The 20453-nt window shown below is 71.5% G+C and carries 13 protein-coding genes and 1 rRNA gene; 7 read left to right on the top strand and 7 right to left on the bottom strand.

The window, feature by feature from the left end; translation table 11 throughout:
* The first annotated feature begins 243 nt into the window (after nucleotides 1–243).
* Entirely contained in the window at nucleotides 244–1638 is a 1395-nt protein-coding gene (locus tag BC793_RS49500; protein ID WP_158319215.1) for a hypothetical protein, read from the top strand.
* Nucleotides 1639–1973: 335 nt separating this feature from the next.
* On the opposite strand, the gene BC793_RS09905 is transcribed toward BC793_RS49500, so the two are convergent.
* A complete protein-coding gene (locus BC793_RS09905) occupies nucleotides 1974–2648 on the bottom strand; it encodes a lysophospholipid acyltransferase family protein (RefSeq protein ID WP_109591558.1) in 675 nt (224 codons plus the stop codon).
* Nucleotides 2649–2782: 134 nt separating this feature from the next.
* Nucleotides 2783–5923 carry an isoleucine--tRNA ligase gene (ileS, locus tag BC793_RS09900; protein WP_109591556.1) on the bottom strand — a complete coding sequence of 1047 codons (3141 nt, stop codon included), beginning with the start codon at nucleotides 5921–5923 and terminating at the stop codon, nucleotides 2783–2785.
* Nucleotides 5924–6204: 281 nt separating this feature from the next.
* Here ileS and BC793_RS09895 point away from each other — a divergent pair, with 281 nt between their 5' ends.
* From BC793_RS09895 to BC793_RS09880, 4 genes are read left to right on the top strand one after another with little or no spacing between them, the layout of a single operon-like run.
* Complete coding sequence (locus BC793_RS09895; protein ID WP_109591554.1) at nucleotides 6205–7203, top strand: helix-turn-helix domain-containing protein; 999 nt, start codon at nucleotides 6205–6207, stop codon at nucleotides 7201–7203.
* A gap of 29 nt (nucleotides 7204–7232) precedes the next feature.
* Complete coding sequence (locus BC793_RS09890) at nucleotides 7233–8210, top strand: ABC transporter ATP-binding protein (protein ID WP_109591552.1); 978 nt, start codon at nucleotides 7233–7235, stop codon at nucleotides 8208–8210.
* Nucleotides 8207–8977, top strand: a complete 771-nt coding sequence (locus BC793_RS09885) for an ABC transporter permease (protein WP_170167220.1) — start codon at nucleotides 8207–8209, stop codon at nucleotides 8975–8977. The genes BC793_RS09890 and BC793_RS09885 overlap by 4 nt, the downstream gene beginning before the upstream one ends.
* On the top strand, nucleotides 8974–9759 hold the full coding sequence (locus BC793_RS09880; RefSeq protein WP_109591548.1) for an ABC transporter permease: 786 nt from the start codon (nucleotides 8974–8976) through the stop codon (nucleotides 9757–9759). The genes BC793_RS09885 and BC793_RS09880 overlap by 4 nt, the downstream gene beginning before the upstream one ends.
* Nucleotides 9760–9768: 9 nt before the next feature.
* Here the strand turns inward: BC793_RS09880 and ndk are convergent, their stop codons facing one another.
* Complete coding sequence (gene ndk / locus BC793_RS09875; protein ID WP_109591546.1) at nucleotides 9769–10185, bottom strand: nucleoside-diphosphate kinase; 417 nt, start codon at nucleotides 10183–10185, stop codon at nucleotides 9769–9771.
* A gap of 144 nt (nucleotides 10186–10329) precedes the next feature.
* Here ndk and BC793_RS52775 point away from each other — a divergent pair, with 144 nt between their 5' ends.
* On the top strand, nucleotides 10330–14730 hold the full coding sequence (locus BC793_RS52775; protein ID WP_239169835.1) for a VOC family protein: 4401 nt from the start codon (nucleotides 10330–10332) through the stop codon (nucleotides 14728–14730).
* A 48-nt stretch (nucleotides 14731–14778) separates the two neighbouring features.
* Here BC793_RS52775 and BC793_RS09860 read toward each other — a convergent pair whose 3' ends face one another.
* Genes BC793_RS09860 through BC793_RS09850 form a run of 3 tightly spaced genes read right to left on the bottom strand, consistent with a single transcriptional unit; the run spans nucleotide 14779 to nucleotide 19177 of the window.
* Nucleotides 14779–15174 (bottom strand): DUF4233 domain-containing protein, encoded by a 396-nt coding sequence (locus BC793_RS09860; protein ID WP_109591544.1) that lies wholly within the window; start codon nucleotides 15172–15174, stop codon nucleotides 14779–14781.
* Nucleotides 15171–16496, bottom strand: coding sequence for a bifunctional folylpolyglutamate synthase/dihydrofolate synthase (locus BC793_RS09855; RefSeq protein WP_109591542.1), 1326 nt, complete (start codon nucleotides 16494–16496; stop codon nucleotides 15171–15173). Before BC793_RS09855 ends, BC793_RS09860 begins: the two co-directional genes overlap by 4 nt.
* Before the next feature lie 41 nt (nucleotides 16497–16537).
* Nucleotides 16538–19177 carry a valine--tRNA ligase gene (locus BC793_RS09850; protein ID WP_109591540.1) on the bottom strand — a complete coding sequence of 880 codons (2640 nt, stop codon included), beginning with the start codon at nucleotides 19175–19177 and terminating at the stop codon, nucleotides 16538–16540.
* Nucleotides 19178–19609: 432 nt separating this feature from the next.
* Between BC793_RS09850 and BC793_RS09845 the strand changes: the two genes are divergently transcribed.
* Nucleotides 19610–20266: a hypothetical protein gene (locus tag BC793_RS09845; RefSeq protein ID WP_239169834.1), complete on the top strand. Its 657-nt coding sequence runs from the start codon at nucleotides 19610–19612 to the stop codon at nucleotides 20264–20266.
* A gap of 99 nt (nucleotides 20267–20365) precedes the next feature.
* On the opposite strand, the gene rrf is transcribed toward BC793_RS09845, so the two are convergent.
* Nucleotides 20366–20453 (bottom strand): 5S ribosomal RNA (rrf, locus tag BC793_RS09840); the annotation flags it as partial.

The raw sequence follows: 20453 nt of genomic DNA, 5'->3' as shown, positions 1-20453 counted from the left end.
CCCTCCCTCCTGTGGCGAATCGAGGTGTCGCATGCCCGGGTGACCCCGGGCACTCTCCGGCCTGGAGAGCCGGATCGAAGCCAAGTCCGGGTAACCATACGACTCCAGAGCGTTTCGCACATCGCCCTCGTTGTCCGGCATTCATGTCCGGCGTCCGGATCTCGACCTGCCGTCCCACTGGCGCACCCGGCCTAACCTGGATCGAAGAGTGCCGCCTCCAGGCACGCGGGAGGAGATCGATCCATGGCCGACCAGCAGCCGGGTGACACCACCCCGGCCGCAGGAGTGCCCGACCGCACCCGATTCGCCGGATCGGGCGAACCACCGACGGCTGACGTGCCCGGGTGGTGGAGCGGCGCCGCCCCGGTTCCCGAGCCGGTGCCCCGCCGGTCGCTGTGGTCCCGCGTGGTCGACCGGATCAACGGGGCCGAGCCGGCGGCTCCGGCCGCGCCGGCCGACGACCGCACCACGATCCCGGCCGTCGACCCGTGGGCCGATCAGGACACTCCGGTCTGGCCGGACGCGTACACCACCCCGCCGTCGCCCCTGCCGCCCACCCGCATCGAGAACCCGGCACCGACCCCCGTCGACGACGCACCACCGGCCCGCGCCGCGCAACCGGCGGGCCCGGCGACGACGAGCGTCTCGAACCCCGCGGCGCCCGCCGCCGAACCGGCACCGGCCCCTCTCCCGAAACCGGCGGCGCCCGCCGCGGGCACCACGCCGTCGTCCCTGCCGGCGCCCGGTACCTATCCGCCCCCGGCGACCGGCACCGGCCTGCCGCCGTTGATCCCGCCGAAGGTCCGCGCATGGGGCTGGCGTGCCGCCGCGAAGGGCCAGCAGGCCGCGGCCGGCGCCCCGGACCGGTTGCGGTCGCTGAGTCAGCAGGCCGCCGCCAGGGGCCAGCGGGTGGCAGCCGACACGCCGGACCGGCTGCGGTCACTGGGCCAGCAGGCCGCGACGAAGAGCCAGCAGGTCGCCACGGCCGCTCCCGGCCGGTTGCGCCTGCTGAACCGCCGGCCCGCGCCGTCCGCCCCGCCGCGGATCCCGGTGCAGCCCCGCACCCCGGTCGCCGCGCCGTGGGCACCGTCGCGGCCCCGGCGCCGCCGTCGGTTCCGCCGGCTGGGCCTGTTCCTGGTGGTGGTCCTGGCCCTGGCCGGCGCCTACTGGTATGTGCCCGGCCTGCGGCAGTACCCGGTGAGGGCCGTCCTGCCGAGTTCCTTCTCCGACCTGAGCCTGCGCGACAACGAGGCCGGCCGGCGCGCCGCGCAGCGTCTCGCCGACCAGTTGCAGGGCGCCGACGGCGACACCTTCGCCGGGATCTACACCGACGGCCGCGGCAAACGGGTCACCGTCTTCGGCGTCACCGGCCTGCGCCTGAGTCCCGACACCGACGTGGACGCGCAGCTCAGCCGCCTCACCGACTCACTGAACCTGAAGAAGATCCAGTCCTTCGACCTCGGTGAGTTCGGTGCACACCAGCGGTGCGGCACCGGCCGCCTGGACGACACCTCGGTCGTCGCCTGCACCTGGGCCGACCACGGCAGCCTCGCCACGGTCCTGCTGACCCGTCGCTCGCTGACCGACAGCGCCGACCTGGTGGCGCGCATCCGCGAAAGGATCCTCGAGCCCGCCTGACCAGGCCTTGGGTCACCATCCGCAACAAACGGCGATACGGTACGGCCACCCGCCCCGCCTCGTGCTGATCCGCGAGGCAGGCGCCCCGTCCCGGCCGACAGCGCGACCGCCGGGCGTATGCGTCCGTCCCGGCCGGCCGGCCCGGTTGGCTTGCACCGCCAGCCGTCACCGGCTGGCCGTCACCGCTGTCTCAGCAGCGCTGAGACAGCGGTGGGAGCCAGCCGGGGCTCACGGTGACCGATCGCCTCAGCCCGCAAGGCGCGCTGGGACCGCACGTGTCACTCGCCTCGCGTCTCAGCACGAGACGGGACGGGTAGCCGTACGATATGAGGCTTTTATTCGGTTTCGTCGCGCTTCGGGGCGTAGCGCGGGATGTATTCCTGGCCGGTGAGCTTCTGGATCTCGGTCATCACGTAGTCGGTGAGCTCACGCAGAGCGGTGCGGTCCTCGGAGCGGCCGACCGTCTCGATGGGCTTGCCGAACTTGACCGTGATCACGCCGCGTTCCAGCTTGGGCACCATGCGGCCGATCGGCTGCACCTTGTCGGTGCCGCGGACGCCGACCGGGATGATCGGGACGCCGGCGGCGACGGCGAGGCGGGCGACGCCGGTGCGGCCGCGGTAGAGGCGGCCGTCGGGTGACCGGGTGCCCTCCGGGTAGACGACGATCAGGTCGCCGCCCTTCAGCGCCGGGATGGCCGCGTCGAAGGCGGTCAGCGCGGCACGGCCGCCCTCCCGCTCGACACGGATGGCGCCCAGGCCCTCCATCAGCTTGCGGTTGAGCAAGCCCTTGACGCCGGCGCCGGTGAAGTAGTCGGACTTGGCCCAGAAGGCCAGGTGACGGGGAACCACGGTGCCCAGGAGGAGCTCGTCGGCGACGGAGAGGTGGTTGCCCGCGAAGATCGCGCCGCCGGTGTGCGGGATGTGCTCGATGCCTTCGACGTGCGGGCGCCAGCCGAAGTTCAGGGCCGTGCCCAGCGTGGCTTTGGCGATCGAGTAGAGCAGGGGCAACTCGTCCTCCGGGACGCGTGGGGGGTGTGTGGTGCTGTGAGGTTAGCTGACAGTGGCCGGGATGTACCTAGTGATCTTGGACTGGCCCGGACGTTCGCCCACTTCGAGGCGAACATCCGGGCCAATCGGCTGAATCACACTACGGTGACCGTCACGGTGACCTGCTCGCCGTCGCCGACCTCGCCGGCGAAGCCGCCGGTCAGCTCGGCGAACTCCAGTGCCGTGGCGAGCGTCTCACCGGCGATGAAGTCCCGGAACGTCTCGACCGCTGCCCGGACCGCCGGCGAGGCCGACAGCACGAGGGTGATGCGGTCGCTGACGTCCAGGTCGGCGTCGCGGCGGGCCTGCTGCACGACGCGGATCACGTCGCGGGCCAGGCCCTCGGTGGCCAGCTCGTCGGTGACGACCGTGTCGAGGACCACGACGCCGCCACCGGCCGGCAGCGGCGCGGAGTTCTCCACGTCGGCGGCGACCAGCTTCAGCTCGTACTCCCCCTCGGCCAGGGTGATGCCGGCCGCGACCGGGGCGCCGTCGACGAGCTGCCACTCGCCGGCCTTGACCGCCTTGATCACCTGCTGGACCTGCTTGCCGACCCGGGGGCCGAGCGCCCGCGGGACGACCGTGAGGACCTGCTGGCAGTACGCCGCGACGTCGTCGGTGAAGACCACGTCCTTGACGTTCACCTCGTCCTTGAGCAGGTCCCCGAGCCCGGCCAGAGCCGCGCCCTGCGGGGTGGCGACGGTTGCGGACGCCAGCGGCAGCCGGACCCGGAGGCCCTTGGCCTTGCGCAGCGACAGGGCCGCCGAGGCGACGTCCCGGATCGCGTCCATCGACGCGACCAGCTCGTGGTCGGCCGGGAACGCGTCCGCCGAGGGCCAGTCGGTCAGGTGCACCGAACGGCCGCCGGTGAGGCCACGCCAGATCTCCTCGGCGGTCAGTGGCGCGAGCGGCGCCACCACCCGGGTGACCGTCTCCAGCACGGTGGCGAGGGTGTCGAAGGCGTCCTCGTCGCCCTCCCAGAACCGGTCCCGGGATCGACGCACGTACCAGTTGGTCAGCGCGTCGAGGTAGGACCTGATGGAGACGGCCGCACCCGAGATGTCGTAGTCGTCCATCTGCCGCTGGACGTCCTCCACGAGTTCCCGCGTCTTCGCCAGCACGTACCGGTCGAGCAGGTGCTGGGAATCCGTCCGGAGCCGCGCCTCATGGCCGGAGGCGTTGGCGTAGAGGCTGAAGAAGTACCAGACGTTCCAGAGCGGCAGCAGGACCTGGCGCACCGAGTCGCGGATGGCGGGCTCGGTGACCGGCATGTCGCCACCCCGCAGCACCGGCGACGACATCAGCATCCACCGCATGGCGTCCGAGCCGTACGTGTCGAACACCCGGTACACGTCCGGATAGTTCCGCAGCGACTTGGACATCTTCCGGCCGTCCTCGCCCAGCAGGATGCCGTGGCTCAGGCAGTTCCGGAACGCGGGCCGGTCGAACAGCGCCGTGGCCAGCACGTGCATGGTGTAGAACCAGCCGCGGGTCTGCCCGATGTACTCGACGATGAAGTCGCCCGGGTAGTGGTGCTCGAACCAGTCCTTGTTCTCGAACGGGTAGTGCACCTGGGCGAACGGCATCGACCCGGACTCGAACCAGCAGTCCAGCACCTCGGGGACGCGGCGCATGACCGACTTCCCGGTCGGGTCGTCCGGGTTGGGCCGGGTCAGCTCGTCGACGTACGGCCGGTGCAGATCGGTGACCTTGACCCCGAAGTCGCGCTCCATGTCCTCGAAGGAGCCGTAGACGTCGACGCGCGGGTACTGCGGGTCGTCGGACTTCCACACCGGGATCGGCGAGCCCCAGAAACGGTTGCGGGAGATCGACCAGTCGCGGGCGTTGGCCAGCCACTTGCCGAACGAGCCGTCCTTGATGTGGTTGGGCGTCCAGTTGATCTCCTGGTTCAGCTCGACCATCCGGTCCCGGAACGTCGACACCGCGACGAACCAGGACGACACCGCCTTGTAGACGAGCGGGGTGTCACAGCGCCAGCAGTGCGGGTACGAGTGCGTGTACCCGTCGTGGCGCAGCACCACGCCGCGCTCCTTCAGCGTGGCGATCACCGGCTTGTTGGCGTCGAAGACCTGCAGCCCCTGGTAGTCCGGGACCAGCGAGGTGAACCGGGTGTGGTCGTCGACGGTGACCACGGTCGGGATGCCGGCCGCGTTACAGGCGTTCTGGTCCTCCTCACCGAAGGCCGGGGCCATGTGGACGACACCGGTGCCGTCCTCGGTGGTGACGAAGTCCGCGCCGAGCACCTGGAAGGCGTTCGGCCCGCCCTGCTCCACCAGGTAGTCGAACAGCGGCGTGTACCGGCGACCGACCAGGTCCCGGCCCAGCACGGTCCCGGTCTGCTCGAAACCTTCGAGCTCCTTGGCGTACGCGCCGACGCGCGCCGCGCCCAGCAGAAGCTTCCGCCCGTCCTTCTCGAGCACCGCGTACTCGATGTCCGGGCCGACCGCGAGCGCCAGGTTCGACGGCAGCGTCCACGGCGTGGTCGTCCACACCGCGATGTCCGCACCCTCTTTGAGCGCCTCCGGCCCTGAACCCGCCGACAGGCGGAACTTCACCGTCAGCGCGGGGTCGGTGCGGTCCCGGTAGACGTCGTCCATCCGGGTCTCGGTGTTCGACAGCGGCGTCTCACAGCGGAAGCAGTACGCCAGCACCCGGAAGCCCTCGTAGACCAGGCCCTTCTCGTGGAGCGTCTTGAACGCCCACATGACCGACTCCATGTACTCCGGGTCGAGGGTCTTGTAGTCGTCGGCGAAGTCCACCCACCGGGCCTGGCGCGTCACATAACGCTCCCAGTCCTTGGTGTAGGCCAGCACGGAGGTGCGGCAGGCCTCGTTGAACTTGTCGATGCCCAGGTCGACGATCTGCGCCTTGGAGGTGATGCCGAGCTGCTTCTCGGCCTCCACCTCGGCGGGCAGGCCGTGGGTGTCCCAGCCGAAGCGCCGCTCGACACGCCTGCCGCGCATCGTCTGGTAGCGCGGGACCAGGTCCTTCACGTAGCCGGTGAAGAGGTGCCCGTAGTGCGGGAGGCCGTTGGCGAACGGCGGGCCGTCGTAGAAGACGTACTCGTTGGACCCGTTCTCGCCGGCCGGCCGCTGATCGACGGACGCCTCGAAGGTCTTGTCGGCCGCCCAGTGTTCGAGGACGGCACGTTCGACCGCCGGCAGGTCCGGGCTCGCCGGAACGCCGGTGGCGTCGGTGTGTTTCGGGTAGGCCATTCTGGTGTTCCCCTCAAGCAGTTCACATGACGTGACTGCGAGGACGAGCCTTCGACGAAGACCCGCGGTACCACCTCGCTTGACGGTTCGTGGAGACCCGCCCGCTCATTCGCCGGATGACCTGCGCGGTCCGGTGTCCGCCCGGTTCTACTGGGATCCGTGGATCTTTTCTTCCGGAGGCTCCCCGGTGATGGCCGGTTCAAAGCCTGCGTGCGGACAACGATACCGGCCCCGCCCCGATTCCCTCATCCGCATTACCACCGCGCGCCTACACTGCAGCCGTGATCCGGATCGAGCTCGACGAGCCGACGCTGTCGCGCACCCGCATCGCGATCAGCCCGCTGCTCGAGACGGTGAGCAGCCTCTGGCTGGTGGGCCGTGACCCCGCCCACCTGTCGTGGCCGTTCACCGACTGGGTCCGGCGGGTCCGGGACATCCCGGTTCCCGAGCCGGCCCGGCTCCACCTCCAGCTGCCCAAACGGATGCCCGACTTCCTCGCGCCGATGCCGCTCACCCCGGCGCCGACGATGGAGGACCAGCTGGAACTGCTGCGCCGCACTCCGGCCGGGGTCGTCGACGCCCAGCTCGGGATCCACTACCCGGACGGCTCGCTGCCGGCCCTCCTGCGCCCGTTCCGGGACGACCCGGAAACCGCGCTGGACCGCCTCGCCGACGGCCTCGCCACCTGGTGGGACGCCGCGCTGGCACCGCACTGGCCGGCCATGCGGGCCGCACTGGACGAGGAGGTGCTGCTCCGGGCCCGGGCGCTCGCCGCCGACGGCCCGGACGCGCTGCTCTCCCACCTGCACGAGCGGATCATCTGGGAGCGGCCCGTCCTCACCCTGATCAAGCGCCTGGACCAGGGTTTCACGGTGACCGACAGCCGGATCCTGCTGGTGCCGCTGATCTTCTCGCGCGGCGGTCTGCTCTGTTCCACCGACGACCGCGAGACGCAGATGGTGACCTACCAGGCCCGCGGCTCGGCGGTGCTGGCCGACAACCCGGCCCCGGCGCCGGACGACCGGCTGGCGCTGCTGATCGGCCGCGGCCGGGCCGCCGTGCTCCGTGCCCTGACCACGCCGTCGACCACCACCGGGCTGGCCGCCACCCTGGGCCTGGCGATGAGCACCGTCTCCGAGCACCTGGGCGGGCTGCAGGCGGCCGGGGTGGTGCACCGGCGGCGGGTCGGGCGACGCGTCCTCTACGGCCTGGAACCGGCCGGTCTCGCCCTGGTGAAACTGCTCGGCGAGGATTCGGCCCGCGCCGAATTCGTTTCCTGACATCGGCGGGGTTGCCTAGCTTTCCCCTTATGGAAAGCGACTACGCCATCGAGGCGGACGGTCTGCGCCGCTCCTACCGATCCCGGACCGGCTGGCTCCGGCCACGCCTCACCACGGTCGACGCGGTCCGCGGCGTCGACTTCACGGTCCGGCGCGGCGAGCTGTTCGGCCTGCTCGGACCGAACGGCGCCGGCAAGACCACCACCATCAAGATGCTCAACACCCTGCTCATCCCGACCGGCGGCACGGCCCGGATCTGCGGCTTCGACGTGGAGAAGCAGACCCGGGAGGTACGGCGACGGATCGGGTACGTGTTCGGCGGCGACCGCGGCCTCTACGACCGTCTCTCCGCGCTGGACAACCTGCGTTACTTCGCCGAGCTCTACGGGGTACCCGCGCGCGACCAGAGACGCCGCATCGCCGAACTGCTCGACCTGGTCCGGCTCGCCGGCCGTGAACAGGACCGGGTCGAGGGCTACTCCCGGGGCATGCGGCAGCGCCTGCACATCGCCCGTGGGCTGCTGCACGCGCCGGAGGTGCTGTTCCTCGACGAGCCGTCGATCGGCGTCGACCCGGTCGCCGCCCGCGAGCTGCGCCAGACCGTGGCAAACCTGGCCGCCACCGGCACCACGGTCCTGCTCACCACGCACTACATGGCCGAGGCCGACGAACTCTGCGACCGGATCGCGGTGATCGCCGACGGCCGGATCCAGGCCCTCGGCACACCGTCGGAACTGCGGAGCCGGGCCGACGGGCGGCGGGTCGTCGAGGTGGAGGCGTACGGGGTGCCCGACACCGCCCTGGCCGCGCTGCGGGACCTGCCGGGCGTACGGGAGACGGCGGTGGAGACCCGCGGCACGCTCCAGGTGCTGACCGTGCAGTCGGACGCGCACGTGGACGTGCAGAGCGACGTGCTGCGGGAGCTGGCCGGGATCCGGCTGGGCCGGGTGGACAGCCGGGAACCGACCCTGGAGGACGCGTACGTGACGATCGTGAACGCCTCATGAGAACGCTGCGCATGCTGCTCGTCGGCACGCTGATGCACGCCAAGCACCTCAGCCGGTCGCCGTTCGAGATCGCCATCTCGCTGGTCGTGCCGGTGGTGCAGGCCGTCCTCGCGGTCTACCTGTTCCGCTCCGGCGGCGAGCAGGACCGGCTGCTGCAGGCCGCGGTCGGTGCCGGCCTGATGGGAGTGTGGTCGTCGGTCCTCTTCGGCTCCGGCGGCGCCATCCAGAACCAGCGCTGGCAGGGCACCCTCGAAATGATCATGATGGCTCCCCGGCGGCCGGTCGTGGTGATCCTCCCGCTGACCATCGCCACCGGGATCACCGGCACCTACTCACTGCTGGCCACCCTGATCTGGGGACGGCTGCTGTTCGGTATCCGGCTCGACTTCGCGCACCCCGTCGCCTTCCCGATCGCCGCGGTCGTCTGCATCGTCGCGCTCGGCATGTTCGGGCTGCTGCTGGCGTCCACCTTCGTGCTGATGCGCAACGCCAACGCGCTGGCCAACGTCCTCGAATACCCGGTGTGGCTGGTCTCCGGCATGCTCGTACCGCTGACCGTGCTGCCCACCTGGACCGGCCCGATCGCCGCGGTGCTGCCGACCACCTGGGGCGCCCGCGCCCTGCACGAGGCGACCACCGGCGGCCCGGTCTGGCCGTCGGTCGCGATGTGCCTGGCGATCAGCGGCATCTGCCTGGCCCTCGGCGCCGCCGCCCTCACCGTGGTCGAACGGCGTGCCCGCGCCACGGCGACCCTGGCACTGGCATGAGCGGGCTGCGACTGGTGACGGTGGGCGGCATGATCGCCTACCGAGCCCTGTTCAACTGGACCCGCCCGGCGCTCTTCATCGGCACCCTGTTCATCGGGCCGCTGTTCCAGCTGCTCTTCTTCGCCTACCTGGGACGGCAGCTGCGCGTCGGCGACGACCAGTTCTTCCTCGTCGGCAACGCCGTCCTGACCGCCTCGCTGGCGTGCGTGTTCGGCGGGACGATGGCGGTCGCCAACGAACGCCGTTTCGGCACTCTGGGGCACGTGCTGCTGTCGCCCCGCAGCCGCACCGCCATCTTCTGGGGGCGCGTTCTGCCGTACGCCGGGAACGGGCTCTTGATCTCGGTCTTCACCCTGACCGTGGCGTCGCTGATGCTGGGCCTGAGCATCCCGCTCAGCGCCCTGCCCGGCCTGGCCCTGGCGATGGCGGCCGGCTCCCTGGCCTGCGGCTTCTTCGGACTCACGCTGGGCGCGCTGGGGCTGCGGTTCCGCGACGTCTTCGTGATCTCGAACGTGGCGGTGGCGGTGCTCCTGCTGCTCACCGGGGTGAACGTGCCGCCCGGCAACCTGCCGCAGTGGATGGTCGTCGTCGGGCAGGGCCTGCCGGTCACCCATGCGGCCGAAGCGGCCCGGATGCTCGCCGCGGGGCGCGGCCTCGATGCGGCCGCGCCCGCGATCGGGCAGGAGTTGCTGGTCGCCGCCGCCTACGCGGTGGTGGCCGCGCTGCTGCTCAAGTTCTTCGAAGCCGAGTCCCGCCGGCGGGCCAGCCTCGACACACTCTGACCCTCCGGATCAGAGCTTGGGGAACCAGAGGGCCAGCTCACGCTCGGCGCTCTCCGGCGAGTCGGAGGCGTGCACCAGGTTCTCCCGGTTGGAGAGCGCCAGGTCCCCACGGATCGTGCCGGCGGCCGCCTTGCGGCCGTCGGTCGCGCCGATCATCGCGCGCACCACCTCGACCACCGAGTCACCGGTGAGGACCAGCGCGGCCAGCGGGCCACTCGTCATGAAGTCCTTCAACGGCGGGTAGAACGGCTTGTCCACATGCTCGGCGTAGTGGGCGTCGGCCAGCGACGCGTCCATCGTGCGCAACTCCAGCGCCTCGACGACCAGGCCCTTACGCTCGAAACGGGACAGAATCTCGCCGAGCAGACCGCGGCGCACCGCGTCCGGCTTGATCAGGACGAGCGAACGCTCGGTGGTGCTGGACACGCAGTTCCTCCGTTACAAGGGCAGACACGCGGAGGTTCAGCCTATCGGTACCGGGAACCAGGCGAGCGGCGATGTCCGGACTGCCGCACTTTCGCGGAGGCGCCGCCGGGTCATAACCTGACGGGAACTACCGGGAGGTCCACAGTGAAGAACCAGACCGGCCGGCCCATCGCCCCGGCGCGAAAGCTGGTTGCCTGGATCATCGGCACGATCGCGGCCTTCGTGATCGCACTCGGCCTCGGCATGTCGAGTTCACCGGTCGCGTTCTTCGGGGTGGCCGTCCTGGCCATAGCCGTCGCGGTGGCGTTCATGCCGGCGCCCCGGCGAGGCGGGCGCGCCACGGTGGCGGGCACCGCCGAGGTCCGGTCGATCACCCCGCCCCCGGTCGCCGGCGCCTACGGCCGCGCCACCGTCCAGCTGATCGTGGTCGCCCCCGGGCTCGGCACCTTCGAGACGACGGTCCGCGAGCCGCGCATCCCGGTCGAGAAATGGCCACTGCCCGGCGCCACCGTGCCCATCACCGTCGACGTCGACGACACCCGCCGGGTCCGGGTCAGCTGGCGCGACGCCCCCGCACGGCGCGAGAGCGACGACCTGCCACCGCCCCCGCCCCCGGCCGGCCGCAACGAGCCGGACGACCTGGACGACGAGGTGTTCGGCAGCGTCGACGAGCCCTGGGAGGGCCGCGACGACGACTGGGAGGTCGACCCCGACGGTCCCGGCGGGTCGTCCGGTCCGCGCGGCACCACGACCGCGTACGCCCGGCGTACCGGCGCGCCCGTCGTGGTCCGCGAGACCGCCGCCGGCACCATCGTCGAGGGCCACGTCGTCGGCACCGACGAGGAACCGTCCCCACTGCCCCGCCGGGCCCGCCCGGTCCAGCCGGAGACCACCACCTACGCGGCCGAGAGCATCCCCGTCGCCGATCCCGTCGAGGAGCCGGTGCGGCCGGCACCCGCCGCGCGGACCGACCCCGACCCCGACTTCGACCCGGACGCCGACTGGCCGGACCCGGAGCCGCCCTGGCGCTCCCCGGACGCCGACCCGGCGCCCGCCGGCACGGCCACCCCCGACCTCGACCCGGACCCGGACCTGGGCACCGGCTCTTCCGCCCCGTCCCCGTCCGGCCCGGCCGCCCCCGACCTGTACCCGGACCTCGACCCGGATCCGGATCTGGGCACCGGCTCTTCCGCCCCGTCCGGCACGGCGACGTCCCGCGCCGCCGCCGATTCCCGCGCCGCCGCCGCGGCCTCGTCCGGCCCAACCTCCGCCTCGTCCGGCCCAACCTCCGCCTCGTCCGGCCCAGCCCCTGCCGATGCCGACTCCCGTGCGGATGTCGACTCCCGTGCAGCGTCGGTCGGCCCGGATGCTTTCGAGGCAGCGCCTTCCGGCCGAGAGTCGTTCGATGCGGCCCCTTCCGGCCGAGAGTCGTTCGGCGCGGCCCCTTCCGGCCGAGAGTCGTTCGGCGCGGCCCCTTCCGGCCGAGAGTCGTTCGATGCCGCCCCTTCCGGACGAGAGTCGTTCGGCGCGGCTTCCTCCAGCCCGCGGTCGTTCGGTGCGGCTTCCTCCAGCCCGCGGTCGTTCGGTGCGGCCGAGCCGGAGACGGCGGCCCGCACCACTGCGGCGTTCGTCACCTCTCCACAGGGCGACGCCCCGCCGAGCACGGGTCCGGGCCCGGCGTCCGGCTCATGGCCCGCGTCCGGTTCGGCCTCCGGCCGCCCGCCGGGTTCCCGCCCGAGCCCACGCCCGCGAGGCGCCTCAGCCACCGCGACGGCCGAACGAGACACCCCATCCGGTACGGCCGAAGCCTCACCGACCGCAACCACGACCACCGCGACGCAGACGTCCGGCCAGGTGCCCCCGGCACAGCGCACGTCCACCGAGTCCCGCCCCGACCCGGCCATCGACATCGACCTGGACCTGGACGGCCCACCCACCAGCCCGGTCTCTCCGATCCCGGCGCAGAGCACCCACGGCCGCATCAGATCCACCGGCCGGGAATCCACCGAACACACCAGCCGAAGCGGCCCCACCACCGCGGGCATCCCGACTCAGGACGCTCCGGAGGGCCCCGTGACCGGCTCTGCCGGTACAGCCACCGATGTCCGTCCCGAGCCGGACACCCGCTCCGGGGATTCGACCACATCCGCTGCCCGCGCCACCGGATACACCGACGACCGCATCACCGGCACGGCGAACCCCACCTCACCGGCACCCCGCACCACCGCATTCACCGACGACCGCACGACCGGCACGGCCAACCCCACCTCACCCGCAGCCCACACCACCGGATACACCGACGACCGTCCCCGCAGGCCGGTCGATCCGGTGTCACCGGCAGGCCGCCGCACCGGATCGGCCGAGCCGGTCTCGCCGGCGGGCCGCTCCGCCGACCCGATCTCTCCGGCGGGCCGCACCACCGGGCCGATCGACCCCGTCTCGCCGGCGGGCCGGTCGTCGCGGGCCGGCGCGCGCGAACCGGGCCTCACACCGCCGCCACCACCGACGGCACGCCGTGCGGACGCACCGACCCCGCCACCTCCGCCGGCCGCGCGCCCCGGCCACGCCGCTCCGCCGCCCCCGGCCCCGTCCCGTTCCGCCCGGCCGGGCACCGGCACCCATGAGCAGAACGCCTGGGCCCGCCCGCCCGAGTCCCCGGCCTCCTCGACCCCGGAGGCCCGGCCGACCCCGTCGCCCCGCTCGCCGGCCTCCGCTGACGAGCGCTGGGCAGCCCCGAACCGTCCTGTCTCGCCGGCCCCAGAACCCGGCTCAGAGCCGGCCGAGACAGGCCGTCGGCAGCCCGCACCCACGCCAGCCGACAACGTTCGGCAGGCCGCACCCACGCCAGCCGACAACGTTCGGCAGGCCGCACCCACGCCAGCCGACAACCTTCGGCAGCCCGCACCCACGCCAGCCGACAACGTTCGGCAGGCCGGACCCGCGCCGGCTGACAACGTTCGGCAGCAGGCCGACCCGCCTCCGACCAGCACAGCTCAGGCGCAGTCGGGGCCGGCGCCGACCGAAACGGCCCAGACCCGATCCGGCCCCGCAACGGCTGACGCCCTCAGGCAGCAACCAGGCTCGACGCCGGCTGGATCCGCTTGGGTGCAGCCCTCGCCCGCCCGGTCTGAGCCCGCCCGGCCCGAGCCCACCCGACCCACGCCCGTCCAGTCGGCTCCGGACGACGAGGATCGGTGGGCACCGGCCCACGGTTCGGCGGCGCGGCAGGCGGCTTCGACGGTTCCGCCGGACGTCGAGACCCGGCCGTTGGGCAGCCGGACCCGTTTCTTCGCGCAGCCCGGTGAGGAGACGGAGTCGTTCGAGACGGAAGACGCCGAGCAGGCCCGCTCGCAGTCGGCACCCTCTGCGCCGCCGCGCCCGGAGCCCACCCCCTCGTACGCGGCGTCGACGCCGTCGCCGGTGGCACCACCGCCGACCGCCCCGGAACCGGATCGCCCGTTCCCGAGCGCCCCCCCGCCCACCCCGCGCCCCGCACCCCGGCCCGGTATCGACCAGATCGACATCCCGCTCGATAACTTCCCGTTGCGCGGCCACACCGTGCCGATCGATGCGGATCCGACGCCCCCACCGGAGGACGAGCCGCAGGCGGCCGCCGCCCGCGCAGAGGGCATCATGGCCCGGCCCGCCGAGGAGATCCCGCGCCCGTCCGCGCTACGTGACGGCATTCTGGGGGTCGCCGTGGGCCGTGCCGCGGTCTCCCCCGACGCGTTCCCGACTTCACACCTCGACGACATCCCGGCACCGGGCAGGGGCCAGGAGCGCCCTGGCGCGGGCACCCAGCAGCCCAGCACCCACCAGGAGCGGGCCGGCACAGAGGGTGAACAGTCCGGCACGAGTCAGGATCAGCCCAGCCCCATCCACGGCCGGCCCAGCGCGGGTCAGGAACAGCCCGGCGCGGGTCAGGAACAGCCCCGCCCCATCCACGGCCAGCGCAACGCGGGCCAGGAACAGCCCGGCCCGAGCCAGGAGCGACCCGGCCCGAGCCAGGAACGACCCGGCACGCGTCAGGGCCAGCCCAGCGCGGGCCAGGAGCGGGGCGCCGAGGGCGGCGAACAGCGCCGCAGCGGCCCGTGGGGCGACTTCAGCGGCCGTCCCGACGAGCACGCCGGTGACGTGATCACCGGTTACCCGAGCGCCCGGCCGGCCACCGCCGGCTCGATCCACGGGGTCGGTATCACGGTGCTCGTCACCGACCTGGGACGGTCGATGGAGTTCTACCGGGACATCCTCGGTTTCCACGAGATCGACAATGGTGACGGCAGCGCGGTGCTGGCGTCCGGCGACACCCGGCTGGTGCTGCGGACCGTGCACAATCTGACCGCCGAGGCGGGGCGCCTGATCTACCTCAACCTGGAGGTCGGCGACATCGAGGCGGTCCACGCCGAGTTGCGGGAGAAGGGCGTCAAGTTCGTCCACTCACCCCGGCCGGTCAATCGCGGCGACAAGCTGGAGCTGTGGTCGGCGACGTTCCGCGATCCGGACAACCACAACATCGCGATAACCCAATGGCGGGCGATCCTCTGAGCAGTGGGTCAAAAGAAAGGGCGGCCGGATCTCCGGCCGCCCTTTTCGTCACCCGAGGATGCTTCGACGGACATGCATGGCGTACGCCCAGGTGAGCCCGAAGATCACCCCGACGGCCGCCAGTGTCCAGTGCAGGAAACCGCCGGCCAGCAGCAGGCCCTGAAGTACGGCCCCGGCGGTCCACGCCCAGTCGCGTTTCATGGACCCCGCGAGCACGATCGCCAGCACCGTGGCGACGAGCACCGCCGTGATCGCCGGGCCTTTGCGGTCCCCCGCGATCACGGTCAGTGGCGCGATCGTCAGCAGCAGCACGATCACCTCCAGCACCAGTGTTCCGGCGCCGAGTCCTCGTACCGCTGCCTGTGGATTCTTGAGACCGGAACGCCGCGGCGCGGCTGTCGGCGTGCTCTCGGCCGGCGTCGCGTCCTCCTCCGGACCGGTCATCGTTTGAGCAGTTTCCGCGCGTCGGCGACGGTCACCACCGAGCCGGTGATCAGTACGCCGACACCGCTGAGCTCGCCGGACGCGTCCTCTTCGGCCTGGACGACGGCTTCTTCGATGGCGTCCGGCATGTCCGAGGTGACGGTCACCCGGTCCTCGCCGAACACCTCCATCGCCAGGCGGCCCAGTTCGACGGCCGACAGGGCGCGCGGCGAGCTGTTCTGGGTCACCACGAGCCGGGCGACGACCGGTTCGAGCAGTTCGAGCATGCCGGTCACGTCCTTGTCGCCGAGGACCGACAGCACCGCGACGAGGTGCCGGAAGGTGAACTCCTCCTCCAGCGCGGCGACGGTGGCGGTCATGCCGTGCGGGTTGTGCGCGCCGTCGAGCAGGATCGTCGGCGCGCTGCGGACGCGTTCCAGCCGGCCGGGCGAGTCGACCCGGGCGAACCCTTCGCGGACCAGGTCGGCTTCGAGCTGCTTGCCGGGGCCGGCGCCGAGGAACGCTTCGACCGCGGCGAGTGCGATCGCGGCGTTCTGTGCCTGGTGGGCGCCGAAGAGCGGCAGGAAGATCTCGTCGTAGACGCCGCCGAGGCCCTGAAGGGTGAGCACCTGCCCGCCGACCGCCTGGGCCCGGTGGACGACACCGAACTCGTTGCCCTCCCGGGCGAGGGTGGCGCCCATGTCCGCGCAGCGTTCCAGGATCGGCCGCATGGCCTCCTCGGTCTGCAACGCGGTGACCACCGTGGCGCCCTGGTGGATGATGCCGACCTTGTGCCAGGCGATGTCCTCGATGGTGTCGCCGAGCCATTCGGTGTGGTCTAGCCCGATCGGGGTGAGCACGCACACGCCGGCCTCGATGACGTTGGTGGCGTCCTCCTCGCCGCCGAGACCGACTTCGACGACGGCGATGTCGACCGGGGCGTCGGCGAACGCCGCGTACGCCATGGCGGTCGTCATGTCGAAGTAGGTCAGCGGTTCCGGGTTGCGCGCGTCGATCAGCTCGGCCAGCGGCGCCACGTCGTTGTACGTGGCGACGAAACCCTCCTCGGAGAGCGGCTCACCGTCCAGGCTGATCCGCTCGCGGACGGTCTCCAGGTGCGGGCTGGTGTAGCGGCCGGTGTGCAGCCCGTGCGCCTGGAGCAGCGCGTCGATCATGCGGGCTGTGCTGGTCTTGCCGTTGGTACCGGTCAGGTGGATGGCCGGGTAGGCCCGCTGCGGGGTGCCCAGCACGTCCACCAGGTCCCGGATCTTCTGCATGTCGAAGACCATGCGGGTGAAGCCGCGGTTGTCCAGCGCGGCCTCGACCTCTTCGTACTCGCTCATGCTGTCGCTTTCTCTATCGGCCGCTGATCGCTGGTGAGCGGTCAGCCGGCCGGCAATGCCTCGAGAGCGGCCGCGATCCGGACCAGATCCGCCTCGGCAGCCGCCAGACGGTCCTTGATCTTCGCGACCACCTGCTCCGGGGCCTTTCCGACGAACGCCTCGTTGCCGAGCTTGGCCCGGCACTGGGTGGCCTCCTTCTCGGCGGCGGCCCGGTCCTTCTCCAGGCGGGCCCGCTCGGCGGCCACGTCGATGGCGCCGCGCGTGTCCAGGTCGACCGTGATGCCGCCGGTCACCGTGAGGGTGGCGGTGGTGGTGAAGTCGTCGCCGGGCGTGTCGAGCCGGGCCAGCGACCGGATCAGCGGCTCATGCGTGTCGATGCCGACGTTGCCGAGGCCGGTGAGCGCGGCGGTCACCCGCTGGCTCGGCTTGAGGCCCTGGTCGGACCGGAACCGCCGGACCTCGGTGACGACCTTCTGGAGGGCGGCCAGCTCCTCCTCGGCGGCGTCGTCGATCAGCGTCTGGTCGACGGTGGGCCACGCGGCCGTCATCACGGTCTCGCCACCGGTCAGCGCGATCCACAGCTCCTCGGTGACGAACGGGATGACCGGGTGCAGCAGACGCAGCAGCTGGTCGAGCACGTGCCCGAGGACGCGCCGGCTGCGGGCCGCCTCCGGCGTGTCCGAGGCCAGCACCGGCTTGCTCAGCTCCAGGTACCAGTCGCAGACGTCGTCCCACGCGAAGTGGTAGAGGGCGTCACAGACCTTCGCGTACTCGTAGGCGGCGAAGTAGCCGTCGACCTCCGCGGTCACATGCTGAAGGCGGGAGAGGACCCACTTGTCGATGGCGGAGAGTTCCGCGGGGTCCGGGAGCGGGCCGTCGACCGTCGCGCCGTTCATCAGGGCGAAGCGGGTCGCGTTCCACAGCTTGTTGCAGAAGTTGCGGGAGCCCTGGCACCACTCCTCGCTGATCGGCACGTCGGAGCCGGGGTTGGCGCCGCGGGCCAGCGTGAAGCGGGTGGCGTCGGCGCCGTACCGGTCGATCCAGTCCAGCGGGTCGACGACGTTGCCGAACGACTTCGACATCTTCTTGCCGTACTGGTCACGGACCATGCCGTGCAGGTTGACCACGTCGAACGGCTGCTTGCCGTCCATCGCGTACAGCCCGAACATCATCATCCGGGCGACCCAGAAGAACAGGATGTCGTACCCGGTCACCAGCACGCTGGTCGGGTAGAACTTCTCCAGGTCGGCGGTCTGCTCCGGCCAGCCCAGCGTGGAGAACGGCCACAGGCCCGAGGAGAACCAGGTGTCCAGCACGTCCTCGTCCTGGCGCCAGCCCTCACCGGACGGCGGCTGCTCGTCCGGGCCGACGCAGACGATCTGGCCGTCCGGTCCGTACCACACCGGGATGCGGTGACCCCACCACAGCTGACGCGAGATGCACCAGTCGTGCATGTTGTCGACCCAGGCGAAGTAGCGCTTGGACAGCTCCGCCGGCTCGATCTTCACCCGGCCGTCGCGCACCGCGTCGCCGGCCGCCTTCGCGAGCGGCCCGGTGCTGACGAACCACTGGAGCGACAGCCGCGGCTCGACGGTCGTCTTGCACCGCGAGCAGTGGCCCACCGAGTGCACGTAGGGCCGCTTCTCCGCGACGATCCGGCCCTGCTCACGCAGCGCGGCGACGATCGCCGGACGCGCCTCATAACGATCAAGACCTTGAAACGGCCCGGGTACGGTGATGATCGCCCGCTCGTCCATGATCGCCGGACTGGGCAGGTTGTGCCGCTGCCCGATCTCGAAGTCGTTCGGGTCATGGGCCGGCGTCACCTTCACCGCACCGGTCCCGAAGGACGGGTCGACGTGCTCGTCGGCGACGATCGGGATCCGGCGGCCGGTCAGCGGCAGCTCCACCTCGGTGCCGACCAGGTGCTTGTAGCGCTCGTCGTCGGGGTGCACGGCCACCGCGGTGTCACCGAGCATCGTCTCGGCACGCGTGGTGGCGACGACGATCGAGTTCTCCCCCTCGCCGTAACGGATCGAGACCAGCTCACCCTCGTCGTCGCTGTGCTCCACCTCGATGTCGCTGAGAGCGGTCAGACAGCGCGGGCACCAGTTGATGATCCGGTTGGCCCGGTAGATCAGACCGTCGTCGTACATCCGCTTGAAGATCGTCTGGACGGCGCGGGAGAGGCCCTCGTCCATGGTGAAACGCTCGCGGGACCAGTCGACGGAGTCGCCGAGCCGCTTCATCTGGCCCAGGATCGCGCCGCCGGACTCGGCCTTCCACTCCCAGACCCGCTGCACGAACGCCTCACGTCCGAGGTCGTGCCGGGACAGCTGCTGGGCGGCGAGCTGCCGCTCCACGACGTTCTGCGTGGCGATGCCGGCGTGGTCCATGCCGGGCAGCCACAGCACCTCGAAACCCTGCATCCGCTTCAGACGCACCAGGGTGTCCTGGATCGTGTGGTCGAGGGCGTGGCCCACGTGCAGGGATCCGGTCACGTTCGGTGGCGGGATCACGATGGTGAAGGGCGGCTTGTCACTCTTCGGGTCCGCGGTGAAGTAGCCCTCCGATACCCAACGCTCGTACCGCCGCTGCTCTACCTCGCCCGGCTGGTACTGAGCGGAGAGTCCACCGGTGGGCCGGCTGTCGGGGGTACGGGTTTCGGTCGCATCGGTCACCCGACAAGTCTACGGAGCCCCGCCGACCACACCGAATTCGCACCTCCTCCGTAGGATCCCGGCCCGCCGCCGTCCGGTTCACGGCTCCCTTTCGCCGTGTCCCGCCACTGCGCCGTCGGGTCCACAGCCGCCCCGACTCGGGACAGCTGTCGGTGGCGGGAGGTACTTGTACGTCGCGTACCCCGACCGGTACCACGACGTCATGACTCACCGCTCGGGCGAACGGCCTCGCTCGTGCCCGCGCGATAGGCTCGCCTGATGTCGGATCGCGGCCAGCACACTTCCTCTTCCGCCACCCCAGCGGACGACGTCCCCGACCGCACCGAGGATCCCGCTTCCGGGGCCCCTGCCGCTCCTCCCGTCGAGCCTGCCGCCCGTCCCGTCGAGCCGGGCGCCCCTTTGCTGGAGCCTGACGCCCCGGAGTCACCGCCCGTGTCGGGCCTCGACGCCCCGCTCGAACTCAGCGCGACCGACGACGGTGACGCACCGTTCAGCCTCACCGGCCCGGACGCCGAGTCAGAGACACCGCCGCCGGCCCGCACCGCGCGTACCGTCGTGCTGGCGAGCCTGTTGGTGGTGTCGCTTGCCGGCGCGTCGACGCTGGCCTGGTTCGGCTGGCAGGTCAACACTCAGCGGAAGACCACGCTGTCCACGCCCTCGACGATCGGCGCCCTGTCGCTCGACGACAGTGAGCAGGCCACCTCCACCGCGGACTATCTCCAGTCCGCGCTGTCCGCCGAGATCGCCCTGGACAAGGCGGTGGGTGCCGTCTACAACAGCAGCGACGAGAGGTCCGTTCTGTTCTTCGGCGGAACCACTCTGCTGTGGTCGCCCGAAAGCGACCTGGACTCGTCCTTCAACCTGGTGGACGACAACCAGGGCACGGTGAGCGGTCTCCAGGAAGTGGACGCCGGCGACTTCGGCGGAGTCATGAAATGCGGCGTCTCCCGTTCCACCGACGGCGACATGACGGTCTGCGGCTGGGCCGACCACGGCAGCATCGCCCTGGCCCTGTTCCCGAGCCGGACCGAGGCTGAAGCCGCCCCGCTGATGCGCGAGCTTCGCAGCGCCATTCAGACCCGCGGCTGAACTTCTTCTGAGGCCTGCATTCCACAGGCCTCAGAAAGGCGAATCCGCACAAAAAGAAAAGGCCCACCCGTTACCCGGGTGGGCCTTTCCTTACGTTGAGTCCGGCGGCGTCCTACTCTCCCACACCCTCCCGAGTGCAGTACCATCGGCGCTGGAGGGCTTAGCTACCGGGTTCGGAATGTAACCG

This window comes from Actinoplanes xinjiangensis (assembly GCF_003148685.1).
Classification (GTDB): Bacteria; Actinomycetota; Actinomycetes; order Mycobacteriales; family Micromonosporaceae; genus Actinoplanes; species Actinoplanes xinjiangensis.
This window is presented reverse-complemented; position numbering and strand designations above follow the sequence as displayed.

What these genes read in the sequence shown, in the direction of transcription:
- BC793_RS09885 (WP_170167220.1), top strand. Translation starts at nt 8,207, where the DNA reads ATGAGAACGCTGCGCATGCTGCTCGTCGGCACGCTGATGCACGCCAAG.
- BC793_RS09890 (WP_109591552.1), top strand. Translation starts at nt 7,233, where the DNA reads ATGGAAAGCGACTACGCCATCGAGGCGGACGGTCTGCGCCGCTCCTAC.
- BC793_RS49500 (WP_158319215.1), top strand. Translation starts at nt 244, where the DNA reads ATGGCCGACCAGCAGCCGGGTGACACCACCCCGGCCGCAGGAGTGCCC.
- BC793_RS09860 (WP_109591544.1), bottom strand. Translation starts at nt 15,174, where the DNA reads ATGACCGGTCCGGAGGAGGACGCGACGCCGGCCGAGAGCACGCCGACA.
- ileS (WP_109591556.1), bottom strand. Translation starts at nt 5,923, where the DNA reads ATGGCCTACCCGAAACACACCGACGCCACCGGCGTTCCGGCGAGCCCG.
- BC793_RS09880 (WP_109591548.1), top strand. Translation starts at nt 8,974, where the DNA reads ATGAGCGGGCTGCGACTGGTGACGGTGGGCGGCATGATCGCCTACCGA.
- BC793_RS09855 (WP_109591542.1), bottom strand. Translation starts at nt 16,496, where the DNA reads ATGAGCGAGTACGAAGAGGTCGAGGCCGCGCTGGACAACCGCGGCTTC.